Source organism: Pseudomonadota bacterium (genome assembly GCA_022361155.1).
Classification (GTDB): domain Bacteria; phylum Myxococcota_A; class Polyangia; order Polyangiales; family JAKSBK01; genus JAKSBK01.
This window is the reverse complement of sequence record JAKSBK010000297.1, coordinates 1-14,004: the sequence shown is the minus strand read 5'-3', so window position 1 is coordinate 14,004 and position 14,004 is coordinate 1. Positions and strand designations below refer to the sequence as shown.

The window sequence follows — 14,004 nt, the reverse complement described above, 5'->3', positions numbered from 1 at the left end:
GCGCGCTCAGCGCTCAATGACTGCAAGCACATCGTCCTCTTTGAGAACGAGCTGTTCTTCGCCACCCACCGTGATCTCGGTACCGCTGTATTTGCCGAACAGCACGTGATCGCCGGGCTTGACCTCCAGCGGCTGGCGGCTTCCGTCCTTCTTTGCCGAACCTGGGCCCACGGCAATGACTTTGCCCTCGATGGGCTTTTCTTTGGCCGTATCAGGAATGATTATTCCAGCACTTGTCTTCTCTTCCTCGCTGACCCTCTGAATCAGGATTCGGTCATGAAGGGGTCGAATCGGCATCGGTCGCTCCTCTCGGTTCGGTTCTGAAAAAACGGTGCCCACCATAAGGCTGCGGGCGGGTGAGTCAACCCACCGCCGAGCTGTAGCCCGCTTCGGCCAGCAACTTCGAGCGCAGGTCTTCGACGACCCCGAGGCGCTCGAGCACCTGCCCATCCTTGAGCGTCAGTTCACACTTCTCGCTTCTCTTCGTAATGGCCAAGAGGGTGAATCGAGGATGCGCGCAAAGGACGTACAGGATCGAGCCTCGGATCCATGGTAGTAGTGGTCGCCGCCGAGGGGAGGGGTCGCAGGAGGTGCAAACAAGATGGCTCAGGGAGTGCAGGCAACAGCCAGCGCGCAGGGGGCGGACAGGGTCGGCGCAGCCGGCGAAGGCACGGCGGCTGAGCAGCCGGCGCGGGACGACCGGTTTCCCGCGGGAATCCCCTTCATCGTCGGCAACGAGGGCGCGGAGCGCTTCAGCTACTACGGGATGCGAGCCATCCTGTATGTCTACCTAGCGTCGCTGTACGTGCACATCCTGCCGGCGACCGAGGGCGCGGACGACGCGGCCAAGGCCAAAGCCACGGCGGTCGCGCATCTGTTCATGGCCGGTGTGTACGCGTTTCCCATGATCGGCGCCATCATGGCGGATCGCTTCCTCGGCAAGTACCCGGTCATCTTGTGGGTCTCGCTCATCTACTGTGCCGGGCACGCCACGCTCGCGGTTGCCGGGCGTTTCGACGCCTGGGGCGAGTACGACACGACGGCCTACCTCATGTACGTAGGGCTTTGCCTCATTGCCGTGGGCTCGGGCGGCATCAAGCCCTGCGTTTCAGCGAACGTGGGGGACCAGTTCAGCGCTCGCAACAGCCATCTGGTGACGCGGGTCTTTCAGGTCTTCTACTTCATCATCAACTTCGGCTCGTTCTTTTCGACCATTCTCACGCCGCTGCTCTACGGTTGGTTCGGTCCGGAAGTGGCCTTTGGCGTCCCCGGCGTATTCATGGGAATCGCCACGCTGGTCTTTTGGATGGGCCGCAAGCGCTTCGTGCACGTGAAGCCGAATCCCGGGGGCAAGCTCGGTGCCATGGATTTCACGGCGTCGGTGCTGCTCTTTTCCCCGGTGCTGGCGCTGATCGTGACCGTGTTCATCGAGGGCGGGCACTTCAAGCCCGAGCCGATCGGCAACATGGGCAAGCTCGAGTTCTATGCGGGCTACCTGGCCGACTACTCTGGCCACCTCGCCTCGGCGTCCGGCCCGTACGTGCTGACGGCGCTGGTCTTGTTTGGGCTCGGCTTCTTGTTGTTCAACATGCGCCAAAACAAGCAGCCCGACAACGGCTTTCTGGCGGTGACGCTGTACGCGTTCAAGAACCGTCGCAGGCGGGAAAAGGGACAGGGCTTTTACGACGTGGCCCGCGAGACGTTCGGCGCGGACGCGGCCGCAGGTCCACCCGCGGTGCTGCGGATCATGCTGGTGTTCTCGGGAGTGAGCGTGTTCTGGGCGCTGTTCGACCAGCATGCCTCGACCTGGATCGAACAGGCGCGCCAGATGGACCGCTTGCTGTCGGTTCCGCGTTACCTGTCGGTCTACCTGGTGGTCGGCACCATCGGGCTCGCGCTATTCGGCGGCACATGGCTCCTGCTCTGGGTCTCGAACGCCTCGATCCCCCGCAGGGTCACGAAGCTCGTGCTGGGTCTGATTGCGGGTGCCGGTGTCGCGACGGGATTGGCCGACCTCATCAACGGCGAGTGGGTGGAGATCGAGCTCGAGGCCGCCCAGATCTCCGCCCTCAACCCGCTGATGGTCATGATGATCATCCCCGGCCTCAATGTGCTGGTCTACCACCCGCTCAAGGAACGCGGTATCGAGGTGCGCCCGCTGCAAAAGATGACCGTGGGCATGTTCATGGCGGCGGTGGCCTTTGGGACGGGGGCGCTGCTGCAGGCACGCATCGAGGATCTGGCCGCGACGGGCGGCGCCGAGGTGCATGTGCTGTGGCAGGTCGTGCAGTACTTGATCATGACCACTGCCGAGGTCCTGGTTTCGGTGACAGGGCTCGAGTTTGCATATACCCAGGCGCCGCGCGCCATGAAGTCCACGATCATGGGGTTTTGGCTGCTGTGTGTAACCTTCGGCAACGTGCTGGTTGCCTTCGTGGCGCCCATGCAGACGATTCTCAGCCTGTCGCAGTTCTTCTGGGTCTTTACCGGTTTGATGACCGTGGCCGCTGCGGTGTTCGCTGTGATGGCCAAGCTGTACAAAGGGCAAACCTATTTGCAGCAAGCGAACGCCTAGACCCTCGGGGCGGATCAGGAGTGTTGTCATGTTTTGGCGTCAGGAAAGAGCAGCTTCGCCGCTTCACCTCCGATCCTTCCCGTCCGGCGCTGTTGCGCGGCTGGCCCATGGTCCACCGCAGGGCTGCGGCGCTCCCGGATCGAGCTTCCAGCAAGGGGCCCTCGTGTTGCTGTCGTTATTGTTGTCAGCGTGTGGTGGCGCATCCCCGCCCCCGCCCGCAGCAAGCGCGGTCGACCCCTACTCGGCTGACTCCCACTCGACAGACTCCCACCCGACCAGGGCAGCGGCTGCAGGCACGGCGGCAGCCGAGCACGGCGGCGCTGCAGCCAAGACGCAGGATGCGGCTGGCCAGCCTCTAGGGATACCGAACGAGCGGCGGCTCCCAAACGGCCTCATCACCGGGGGTCAACCCGATGCACAGGCCCTGGCACGCGCCCATGCGGCTGGCAGAAACACCGTTATCTCGCTTCGCCAGCCGAGCGAGCCGGGCTTCGAGCAGGAGCGAGCTCAGGCGCAGGCGCTCGGGATGCTCTTCGTCTCGATACCGGTCAAGGGCGCGGACGGCCTGACCGAAGCAAACGCGCAAGCGTTCGACCGGTCCTTGTCCGATGCGGGCCCCGAGCATGCGCTCGTCCACTGCGGCAGCGGCAACCGAGCTGGGGCGCTGCTGGCGCTGCGGGCGTTCCACCTGCAGCAGAGCAAGCGCGGCCAGGCTCTCGCGTTTGGCAAGGAGGCGGGTCTGACAGCGCTCGCACCGGCCGTGGAGGCGTACTTCGACAAGGCGTGCGCAAACGAGCCCGGTTCCGCGCGCTGTGAGCCGCAGCAGCAGGCGGCAGGACAAGCCGCCCACCACGATGCCACAGCCAAAGTTCCTGCCGGCATCAACAAGCGCTTCTTGGATCCGAAGCTGGATGTTCAGAAGTACCGTGAACGTTGGGAGAGCGAGGAGCGTGAGGTCGCGCTGCACCGCGGCGAGGTGGTCGCGGCGCTCAACCTGAAGAAGGGGGCGCGGATCGCGGACGTGGGGGCCGGTACGGGGCTGTATATGGCGGCGCTGTCGAAGGCCGTCGGGCGCAGGGGCAAGGTCTACGCGCTCGACATCTCTCCCAGGCTGATTCGCGGGCTCAGAAAGCGAGCCAAGAAAGAGCGGCTGCGCAACGTGTGGGTCATCCAATCGAAGCAAGACTCCACCAAGCTTCCCAAGGCATCGGTCGACCATGTCTTCTTGTGCGACGTCTACCATCACCTCGAGCACCACCAGGACATGCTGAGGTCGATCCGCAAGGCGCTGCGACCGAAGGGCGAGCTCGTCATCGTCGATTTCGACCGCATCCCCGGCAAGTCGTCCGAGTGGGTGCTCGAGCACATACGAGCCGGCAAGGCGCAGTTCCGAAAGGAGATCGAGCAGGCCGGGTTTCGCTTCAAAGAAGAAGTGACGATCCCCGGGTTGGAGCAGAATTACTTTCTGCGCTTCGAGCGCCCGTGAGCTCTGAGCGGGGTGGGGCTTGAGCGCCCGTGAATCCTGAGCGCTCACCAAGCGCCGCCGGAGGTGGTGGCCGCTTTGGCTTGTGGACGCTGGCCTCTTTGGTTGTTGCCAACATGGTCGGCGCCGGGGTGTTCACGACCTCCGGCTTCACCCTGAAGAGTCTGGGATCCCAGCACGCCGTGGTTCTGGCCTGGATCGTGGGCGGCGGCGTCGCGCTCTGTGGCGCCTACAGCTACGGCCGACTGATTCGCGCCATGCCCGAGTCCGGTGGGGAATACACCTTTCTCTCGCGTGCAGCGCACCCGCTTTTGGGGTTTATCGCCGGCTGGGTTTCCCTGATCGCCGGCTTCACGGGCGCCATCGCGTTCGCAGCAACCGCATTCGAGAGCTACGTGATGCCACAACAGGCGCGGCCAGACTGGCTTCCATCCGACTTGATCGCCGTCTCCGCCGTGCTGCTCGCTGCGCTCGTACACGGTCTTCGACCCGGTCTGGGAGCGAGACTGCAGAATCTGGCCGTATTGCTGAAGGTCGGCTTGCTCGCGGGCTTCCTTGTGGTTGCGCTGGCTCAACCCGCCGGTCAGGGGTGGCACGGGCTAGCTGCCGAGCCTCTGTCGGGTGATACCGGCTCGGACGTGACTTTTCGTTTCGCGAGCGCACTCGTATGGATCTCGCTCAGCTACTCGGGCTTCAACGCTGCAGTCTACATCGCCGGAGAAGCTACGAGCGCACGCAGCGATGTTCCCAGAGCGCTTATGATGGGTAGCTTCTTGGTGTTCGTGCTCTACGTGCTGCTCAACGCGGTTCTTGTCTACGCCCCCCCCGCACGGGCCATCGCAGGCAAGCCTGACGTTGCCGCGATAGCAGCCGAGTGGATCGGCGGCGGCACGCTGGCCGGCATCGTGCGCGCGATCATCGCGCTGGCCCTGCTGACCTCGGTCTCGAGCATGATGATGGCGGCGCCGAGGGTCTACGCCAAGATGGCGGAGGACGAGCTGCTGCCGGGCTTTCTGCGCCTGCGCGACGGTTCACCGCGCGAAGCGGTCGCAGCGCAGTGCGTGCTGGCCACGCTATTCATCGTTGTGAGCACGCTTCAAGGGCTGCTGTCCTACCTGGGCGTGACGCTGTCGCTGTGCGCTGCGATGTCCGTCGCGTGTCTTTTCCTGACGACCATGCGCAAGGGTCCATTGATCAAGGTGTCCAATCTGGCTCCCTTCGTGTTCGTCGCAGCGACGTGTTCCTCCGCCACCATCATGGCCATCGGCGACCCCTCGCAAGTAGCCGGAGCCGCGCTCACCTTCGCCCTCGGCGCCCTGGCGTACCTGGCAGTCGGCCGAGAACGCGCGAGACCCGCAAGGTAGCTGCGTCTCGCGCTGCTTCGTTCATCGGTGCATGCCAGCATGTGCCCGCTTCCAAGACTCTCTCCCACCCGGCGAGGCTCCGTGCGCCCCCGGCAGAGGCTGGCCGACGCTGGCGGCGGCGAGGGCGCAGGCGGGCGCCGGGTTGCTCTTGGGGTGCTGGGGCTGTATGGGTGGAATCGGATGCGTCGTAGGCAAGGTCCTGTGCGGGAGGCGCAGCGGGGTGTCGGTGTCGGGTGTGCGGGTTTTCGATACAGGTTGCTGTAGCTCCGTTGGGACGGCCCTTCTGGGCACGGCGGTGCTTGTTGCCGGGCTGGGGTGCAGCCACGACCTGAGCGTCGTCGGGCAGCCGCGAAACGGGGGCGCGGGCGACCCGGGAGCCGCCGGAATCGATGCCGCAGCCGGAATCGATGCCACAGCCGGAATCGGTGGCGAGCCCGGGACCAGCCTGCCAGGACCCGCCGGACTCGGAGCCACAGGTGGGCTCGTATGCAATCCTGGCTTCGCAGACTGCGACAAGGACCCCTCGAACGGCTGCGAGCGGCTCAACACCCTGGAAAACTGCGGCGCATGTGGCGTGGCCTGCGATATCCCACAGGCCGTGTCGAGCTGCCTGAGCTTTTTCTGCGAGATGATCGGCTGCAGGCCGGGACACGGCGACTGCGACGGCGACCCCACCAACGGCTGCGAGGAGCTGCTCCAGAAGCCCGAGCACTGCGGTCAGTGCTGGTTGCCTTGCGCGCCACCCCTATCATGCTCGACGGGTGTGTGTGAGGTGGACCCTTGCCCATGGGGCATGGCGACCTGCGACGTGCTGCCACGCATGTGTGTCCCGCTGAACACGCCCCAACACTGCGGCAGCTGCCTGCCCTGCGAGCTGGATCACGCAACGGCGAACTGTTTGCCGGGACCGGGAGGCCTGTTCGGTTGCCTGATCGCTCAGTGCAATCCTGGGTTCCTCGACTGCGACCGAAATCATCAGAACGGCTGCGAGACCCGGGAGTCGCCCGACAACTGCGGCCAGTGCGGCGAAGACTGCGATCCCGAGCATGCGGTCCCGATGTGCATGACAGGCCAATGCCTTATCAAGAGCTGTGAGGCCGGCTACTGGGACTGCGACATGCATCCAGGCAACGGTTGTGAAGCTAGCCTGCTCCACGATCGCAACAATTGCGGGATGTGCGGCCTTGTCTGCCCGCCTCCGGCCACCCTGAACACGGTTGCCAACTGCAATGGCGGCCGCTGCGGCCAGCGCTGCGTCAGCGGGTTCGACGACTGCGACCGTAACCCCGCGACCGGCTGCGAGACCTTCGTCGCCACCGATCCCTTGAACTGCGGCCGCTGTGGTAACGTATGTGTGAGCTCCGAGCCCGTCGTCGACTGCAAGGACGGCAGGTGCGTCAACAAGTGCGCGCCGGGCTGGGGTGACTGCGATAGCGTTTTGGCGAACGGCTGCGAGACGGAGCTCCAGCAGAATCCCCAGCACTGTGGCGAGTGCGGAAACCAATGCAGCCAGGGACAGCCCAATTGTGTAAACGGGCACTGCACCTGAGCTAGCCGTCTCGAGACTCCGGACCGAGCATGGGCGCAGCGCCGCATGGGCGCTTTCCGTATCGGCGCTTGTGCGCATATGGCAGTATGCCCACGCAGTGACGTGAACCGCCTGCGCTACTACCTGCCGCTGCTGGACCTTCGCGACTACCGTGCTGGGCGGCTCGGCAAGGACTTGTACGCGGCCACGGTCCTGACGTTCCTGGCCGTGCCGCAGGGCATCGCGTACGCGCTGATCGCCGGACTGCCGCCGGTGATGGGTTTGTACGCGGCGGCATTACCCGTCGTGATGGGCAGTCTGTTTCGAGGCTCGCAACAGGTCGTGTCCGGCCCGACCAATGCGGTCAGCTTGTTGGTTGGCAGCGCCGTCGCAGCGGGTATAGGGGGTTCGCCGGCTCAGATCGCGATCACGCTGGCGTTTGTGGTGGGCCTGTTCCAGATCGTGGCCGGGCTGCTGCGCCTCGGCGTGATCGTGGACTACATCTCGGGCCCCGTGGTGCTGGGCTACATCAGCGGCGCGGCTGTCTTGATCGGCGCCGGTCAGCTGCCGAACGTCACCGGAACCGAGGCTCATCGAGGCTCGCTTCCGGAGCGCGTGATGGCCTGGATCGGAGACCAGCACCAGGCGCAGCTCGGGCCCATCGTCATAGCGGCTGCTTCGGTGCTGCTGCTGCTGCTCTTGAGGAGAATCAACCGCCGCCTGCCTGGCGCCCTGATCCTGATGCTGGCGAGCATCGTCGCGAGCTACGTGCTCGATCTGCGCCGGCACGGTGTGACCGTGGTCGCCGATCTTTCGCCGGTCCCGGCTGGCCTACCTTCCGTGTCGCTGCCCAACATCGCGGCCGTTGCCGGACTGCTGCCCGCGGGGATCGCATGCACGGTGCTGTCGCTGGTGGAGTCGACATCGGTAGCACGCTCGATCGCTTCGCGACGTGGCGAGCGGCTGGACATCTCCTCCGAGTTTCTCGGTCAAGGTCTGGCCAATGTGACAGCAGCCTTTTTTTCCGGCTACCCGGTCGGTGGCAGTCTGTCCCGCTCCGCGCTCAACGACAGTATCGGCGGCACGAGTCGTCTTGCCGGGGCCTTGTCCGGGTTGCTCATGCTGGTGGTGCTGTTGGTTCTCGGCCCGCTGGTGGATCTGACCCCGGTGGCCACGCTTTCGGGTCTCTTGTTCGTCGTGATCGCCGACTTGATCGACGTGAAGCGCATCACCTCCACCGTCCGCAGCTCGCCGGCGGACATGCTGGCGTTCCTCACCACGTTGATCGGCACCTGGACCCTGCCCTTGGATCTCGCCATCTACCTGGGAGCGGGCATCAGCATCGTGTTGTTCCTGCGCCGGGCCCGACTGCTGATCGTGCGCCGGATGGCGATCGATCAGGGCGGTCACCTGCGCGAAGTCGAAGAGAGCGAATCCCTGCAGCCGTCTCAAGAGCATGCGGGCATCTGTCGTGCCATCCGCATCCTGCACCTCGAGGGCGCGCTCTTCTTCGGAGCGGCCGGCGAGCTGCAAGCCGCCTTGGACGAGCACGTGCGAGATCAGCAAACGCGTGTGCTCATCGTGAGGCTCAAGCGAACCCACGCCATGGACGCGACCACCGCGGCCGTCTTCAGGGCGCTGGCGCGCCGTCTCGAGGCATCGGGCCGGCACCTGATCCTGGCCGGCATGCGCGAGAGCACCATGCGCGTTCTGGAGCGCACGGGTGTTGCCGAGCAGGTGGGCCAGGACAACCTTTTCCCCACGGCGAGCGAGTGGTTTGCTGCCATGGAGCGCGCCATGAGCCACGCCCTCGAGCTGGCGGGCGAGCACGCCTGCGCCGACCCCTGTCCGATCGCGGCCCACGTGGCTGCTTTGGGCAAGACAGCTCCGTGACCCTGCAGGGCCGCGTGCTGGCCCGCATCGGTCACCAGCCTCCGGCCCAATCACCCGATCCGCCCGCACAAGCGGCCGCGTCCTCGTCTCCCGAGCATCCTCCGGGATCGCAGGAGCGCAGCGACGAGAACTCCGATAGTGTCAACTATGCCTCCGGTGCCTCGACTGCGGATCGACCGCTATCGCAGACGCCTCCGGCGATTCGGTTCGAAGTTGGTGACCGATGCGTGCTAAAGTGTCGTTGTGCGGCACTGGCAGCCCGAGCTCTGGCCTGGTTCCGACCCGGGTCGTGGGGCATCCGTGAGCCTGACGGAGTGGGGTGAGCTCCACGAGGAGGCGGGCGGGGAGCTTGTCCGCGGTCGGCTGCAGGAGGAGGAAGTGGCAGACCCGGTCCATGAGCTGGCCGTGACCTGGCTCGTGTTCGCGATCAGGGGTTGGCTTGGGGGGCGTGGCTACGTGTTCGGATCCGAGCTGAAGCTCGCGATCGACGAGCAGCACGGCCGCAAGCCCGATCTGAGCGTCTTTCTGCGAGCCCGCGCGTTGCCTCGGCGTGGCCCCGTGCGCGTTGCTCCCGACATCGCCGTCGAAGTGGTAACGCCGACGCCCGCCGATGAGCGCCGGGACCGTGTCGACAAGATGAGCGAGTACGCGCGCTTCGGAATTCTCTACTACTGGCTCCTGGATCCCGCCCTTGGCTCGCTCGAGATCTTCGAGCTCGACGAGCGCCAGCGCTACGCGCGCGTGTTCGTCGCCACTCGAGGAAGCCACGACGCAATCCCCGGTTGCCAGGGTCTCACCCTAGACCTCGATGCGCTCTGGGACGAGCTCGCAAGGCTAGAGCCGGACGAGCGCGACCAGCGAGACCCTGCGTAACGCGCCCGAGGGGCCAGGCGACGAGCGATGAAGGAGCCTTCGTACTGCCGTGCCGCGTCGGCAGGGCAGTACCGCACCGCACGTTCGACCGTGCCCGTGCGCCCGATATGTTGACACCGAGGCCTATCCCCGTGGCGTCCGAGTGAAAACGTAATTCGTCAGGGCTCGACTGAAGGCTCGGAAAGCCGGTGAAGAAGTACCACCCTGGGGGACCTCCTCCGCTCAGCTGCACCCAGGCAAAACTGAGCGTATCCTCGGACTTGGTGTTGAAGAAGTTGATGTTGAACCAGAGCTCCCGGACATACCCGTTGGCAACGATCAGCCGCCTGTCGTCTTCGTTGTTCTGATAGCGCCAGTAGGTGAACATATTGTGGTGCTCGAGCTCGCTAACCGGGGTACCGGCGCCATACATTCTAACGTCCCAGGGGACAACGTCCTGCCACTGTGGACAGGGGGGACACACGAAGGGGACAAAACCCTGAGCTTGACCGCTGGCAGGGGCGAGCAGGCTGACGGCAGCGAGCACGGAGGCGATCGCGGGTGCCGCGAGACTCTTCGGTCCACCGCTGTGGCTCGAAGCACGCGGGTCGATTCGTTTGGTTGCACGCATGGGACACCTTCGGGCCGGTCTCGATCAGGTCGTCGTTTGGAGACAGCCAAGAGACGGCCGGCAGTAAGCAAGGTGAGACTAGAGGCGGCTCTTCGGCCTGCATATGTACCCCCGGGTACAGGTTCCGTCGTTTTTCGGATCGCTCGGGAGGTTTAAGGTCAGCCCGGGTCAACCGATGGGCCTCCAGTTCGGCCTCGCTTGATCCGTGAGCTTCGGCGAAGACCGGGCGCCGCTCTGGTGTCGATCCGTTTGCGGGCAGGTCTACAGCCCCTGCCAGCACGATACCGGACCGGGTGCGGCGCCCGATGGGTACAAGCCACACACAGCGCGTCCACCCACGCTGACAGTGGCAAAAGGCTCACAAGCAAACACCGGATGAATGGCGACGTGGGGCCAGCATTGGAGCCGCCGGTCCGAGAGCCGGACGCCGCACGTGTGCTTGTCTCCCGCGCTGATGCTGCTGAACGCGATGCTATCGGGCGGAGTGGACTGACCGAGCGCGTTGTCGCCCCAGCACTGCACGCGACCATCGGATGCCTGGATGGCGCAGGTGTGGTTGCCTCCCGCGCTGACGCTGCAGAACGCGATGCTATCGGGGGGAGTGGACTGACCGAGCGCGTTGTCGCCCCAGCACTGTACGTGACCATCGGTTGCCTGGACGGCGCAGGTGTGGTTGCCTCCGGCGCTCACGCTGCCGAAAGCGATGCCGGGAGGCGAGCTGAACTGACTGTTGTTGCCCGTGCACGTTACCTGCCCATCTGCCCACAGGACGCACTCGTGCGATCCACCCGCGCTCACGCTCGAGGCCATGCGCACAGGGCGTGCGCCCCCGAGACCGCCTGTACCCCCGAGACCGCCTGTACCCCCGAGACCGCCTGTACCTCCGCCCCCGCCCATAGCACCGCCCCCGCCTATACCGCCTCTACCGGCATCGCAGGTGGCTCCGCCGGCAACGCCTCCCCAACCGCCGCTGCCGCCCCGGACGCCCGCGTCATACGGGGGGCAGCCGAACACCCAACACGGGTTGGTGTCGACGGCGGTACGCGGCTTCCTCTCCTTGCTGCCACAGCCGGAAGCGCCCGCGACCAGGGCGATCGCGAGCGTGAACAACGCCGAGGCTCGGTAGTAACTCCGGGGTTGGCCCCCGGGCTCAGGCTGCACGCCGCTGTGCTTCGCTCTGTTTCTCTTCGTCATCTGCGCTTCCCCTTGCCTCTGGGACCCGCCCAGCAAGTCATTCCGGTCTGCTCCCATCCGAACGCGCCGGGCAGACGGGGAGTGTCAAGCCGCTTACGGAGATAGCACTGGTCTTCAAGGGGACGTAGTCGAAGGGGTTGCCGTCCCCCAGTTGGCCACGGGTGTTGCCACCCCAGCATTTGACCTCGCCCGCGCGCAGGCGCACGCACGTGTGCTCGACCCCGGCAGCGACCTCGACACTGTTGCTGAGTACACTGGCGCTGACTGCCGTCACTGCTACAGGCGTGCTCCTCGATGCCGTGGTGCCGTCGCCCAGGCGCGACCTCCCGTTCACGCCCCAGCACCGCATGCCGGTCGCGCGCAAGCGCGCACACGTGTGGAAGCCTCCTGCGGCGATTTCGACGCTATCGCTAAGCCCCTGGACCGCAACCGGTGCAGCAGTGCTGGCCGTCGTTGTCCCGTTGCCCAGTTGACCCTCGGAGTTGAGGCCCCAGCACGTGACCTGGCCCGTGCTCAGGCGCGCGCACGTGTGCCAGGTCCCAGCGGCGATTTCAACGGCATCGCCGAGGCCCGCGATAAGGGTGGCCAGCCCGCTCGCCGTCGGGATCCCGGGCCGGATCTCGCCGTCGTTGCCCCAACACGCGACCTGGCCCGTGCTCACGCGCGCGCACGTGTGCCACCGTCCGGCAGCAACTTCAACCGTGTCGCTCAGGCCCAGGACCGCGACCGGTGTACTGCGACTCGTGACCGTCCCGTCGCCCAGCTGGCCGTCGTGGTTCCTGCCCCAACACGTGACCTGGCCCGTGCTCAGGCGCGCGCAGGTGTGGTCGCCACCCGCGCTCACCTCGATGGCCTTGCCGAGCCCGATGACAGCGACGGGCGTGTGCCTGAGCCTCTTCGTCCCGTCGCCCAGCTGACCGTAGAAGTTCTCGCCCCAGCACCTGACCTCGCCGGCACGCAGCAGCACGCATGTGTGATTCCAGGATGACATCCTCTTGCGGCACCACGCGCAGACACTTCCCTCATCCACCCGTCCATCGCAGTCATCGTCGATGTTGTTGCAGCTCTCTGTCCGCGGCACGCATGAGGGATCGGAAGCATCGGTCGCCGCATCGGAACCCTGCGCCGGGGCCGGGCCACCGCCAGCGGCTGCACCCGACACGCTCGCATCCGCGCCCTCTGGATTGGCATGGCTGCTGGCGCATCCGGAGCTCGCAGCGAGCGTGGCCAAGACGACCGCTGTGCCTAGTCCCACCTGCACCCTCCCGTTTGCGTCGAAGGTCGAGACACGGGCACCATACCACATCAGTCTGCACCGGTCCGATCAGCCGGCGCCGATGCCGCCTCGGGCGCTTGTTGCCCAGGGGCATCCAGCGTGCCCGAGGCGAGGGCATCGCGTAGCAGGCGCCAGACCAGGCGAGGAAGATTCGGCGCGCCGGTCTTTCGTAGGATGGACGAGACGTGGAACTTGACGGTCCTTTCGGAAATACGGAGCTTTGCCGCGATCTGACCTCGGCTCCAGTTACCGGCAACGGCCAGCGAGACGACATCGCGCTCGCGAGCGCTGAGCCCCGCGCGCGAAGAGAAGGGACCTAGAATCACCTTGACGCGATGGCCGCAAGCGAGCCGCCCGCTCTCCGTCCCCCCCCCCGCGGCGGGTGCTCTCGTCAAAGGCAGTCGAGCGCTGCCGTTGATCTTGATACCCCTCGCTCAACACCGCATTCTCGCAAGCCCTCCGATCATGCTCGGCGATACCAAGCCGGCACGAAGCCCTTGCCCACCGACTACCCACGACCCTTCCCACAGCACCCTCCTTGCCCCCGAGTTTTCCTCGAAACGCCTGACCCTCGCAGCAAGACCGATTCCCTATCGGTCTGCACGCTTGGCAATCTGCACGGCTAACGCAGTCCGTCCGACACTGCAATGACCCTGAAGTACTAGCGCGTTGCGGCTCCGTGAATACTGCGGCGTCCCGGCCAGCAGACCAACCGGGTCGACGCGGCGAGCTCCGAAAGAGCCTCGCCGTTTACCGGTGCTCCATAACCGTCCACTATCTATCACCCGGAGCTTGCTTTCGGCGTAATTCGTCTGAAGAACATTGGCCCGGCGCCTCACGGAATTGGGGCGGCCCATGCGCGTTCTAGAGCGCACGGGTGTTGCCGAGCAAGTGGGCCAGGACAACCTGTTTCCCACGGCGAGCGAGTGGTTTGCTGCCATGGAGCGCGCCATGAGCCACGCCCTCGAGCTGGCGGGCGAGCACGCCTGCGCCGACCCCTGTCCGATCGCGGCCCACGTGGCCGCTTCGGAAGAGGCGGTTCCGTGACCCCGCAGGGCCGCGAAAGAGCACTTTACGCGCTTGGGCGAGGACCGGCCGCCGCTTGAGAGGCGCAACGACGAAGAATACTGGGGACATACCCTCGAGTCTTCTTGGCGGAAGACGCGCCCAACCCGTTGACGGTCTGGGGATGCAGCCGGACCGGGTTT

At 65.6% G+C, this 14,004-nt stretch carries 12 protein-coding genes; 7 read left to right on the top strand and 5 right to left on the bottom strand.

Going from position 1 to position 14,004, the window contains the following annotated elements; translation table 11 throughout:
* Positions 1–6 precede the first annotated feature (6 nt).
* On the bottom strand, positions 7–297 hold the full coding sequence (gene groES, locus MJD61_11265) for a co-chaperone GroES (GenBank protein MCG8555848.1): 291 nt from the start codon (positions 295–297) through the stop codon (positions 7–9).
* Positions 298–601: 304 nt separating this feature from the next.
* Between groES and MJD61_11260 the strand changes: the two genes are divergently transcribed.
* The 6 genes from MJD61_11260 to MJD61_11235 all read left to right on the top strand — a co-directional run bounded on the left by MJD61_11260 (position 602) and on the right by MJD61_11235 (position 9,716).
* Positions 602–2,575 (top strand): MFS transporter, encoded by a 1,974-nt coding sequence (locus tag MJD61_11260; protein MCG8555847.1) that lies wholly within the window; start codon positions 602–604, stop codon positions 2,573–2,575.
* Between the two features lie 163 nt (positions 2,576–2,738).
* Positions 2,739–4,061, top strand: coding sequence for a methyltransferase domain-containing protein (locus MJD61_11255; protein ID MCG8555846.1), 1,323 nt, complete (start codon positions 2,739–2,741; stop codon positions 4,059–4,061).
* A gap of 29 nt (positions 4,062–4,090) precedes the next feature.
* Entirely contained in the window at positions 4,091–5,422 is a 1,332-nt protein-coding gene (locus MJD61_11250; GenBank protein MCG8555845.1) for an APC family permease, read from the top strand.
* Positions 5,423–5,588: 166 nt separating this feature from the next.
* Entirely contained in the window at positions 5,589–6,971 is a 1,383-nt protein-coding gene (locus MJD61_11245) for a hypothetical protein (protein MCG8555844.1), read from the top strand.
* Between the two features lie 102 nt (positions 6,972–7,073).
* Complete coding sequence (locus MJD61_11240) at positions 7,074–8,843, top strand: SulP family inorganic anion transporter (protein ID MCG8555843.1); 1,770 nt, start codon at positions 7,074–7,076, stop codon at positions 8,841–8,843.
* A gap of 300 nt (positions 8,844–9,143) precedes the next feature.
* Positions 9,144–9,716 carry a Uma2 family endonuclease gene (locus MJD61_11235; GenBank protein MCG8555842.1) on the top strand — a complete coding sequence of 191 codons (573 nt, stop codon included), beginning with the start codon at positions 9,144–9,146 and terminating at the stop codon, positions 9,714–9,716.
* Here MJD61_11235 and MJD61_11230 read toward each other — a convergent pair.
* The 4 genes from MJD61_11230 to MJD61_11215 all read right to left on the bottom strand — a co-directional run bounded on the left by MJD61_11230 (position 9,637) and on the right by MJD61_11215 (position 13,191).
* Complete coding sequence (locus MJD61_11230; protein ID MCG8555841.1) at positions 9,637–10,326, bottom strand: hypothetical protein; 690 nt, start codon at positions 10,324–10,326, stop codon at positions 9,637–9,639. The genes MJD61_11235 and MJD61_11230 overlap by 80 nt on opposite strands.
* Before the next feature lie 261 nt (positions 10,327–10,587).
* Positions 10,588–11,520 carry a hypothetical protein gene (locus MJD61_11225; GenBank protein ID MCG8555840.1) on the bottom strand — a complete coding sequence of 311 codons (933 nt, stop codon included), beginning with the start codon at positions 11,518–11,520 and terminating at the stop codon, positions 10,588–10,590.
* 37 nt (positions 11,521–11,557) lie between these two features.
* Positions 11,558–12,775, bottom strand: coding sequence for a hypothetical protein (locus MJD61_11220; GenBank protein ID MCG8555839.1), 1,218 nt, complete (start codon positions 12,773–12,775; stop codon positions 11,558–11,560).
* 50 nt (positions 12,776–12,825) lie between these two features.
* Positions 12,826–13,191, bottom strand: coding sequence for a helix-turn-helix transcriptional regulator (locus MJD61_11215; GenBank protein ID MCG8555838.1), 366 nt, complete (start codon positions 13,189–13,191; stop codon positions 12,826–12,828).
* A gap of 460 nt (positions 13,192–13,651) precedes the next feature.
* Here MJD61_11215 and MJD61_11210 point away from each other — a divergent pair, with 460 nt between their 5' ends.
* Positions 13,652–13,843, top strand: a complete 192-nt coding sequence (locus tag MJD61_11210) for a hypothetical protein (GenBank protein MCG8555837.1) — start codon at positions 13,652–13,654, stop codon at positions 13,841–13,843.
* The last annotated feature ends 161 nt before the right edge of the window (positions 13,844–14,004 follow it).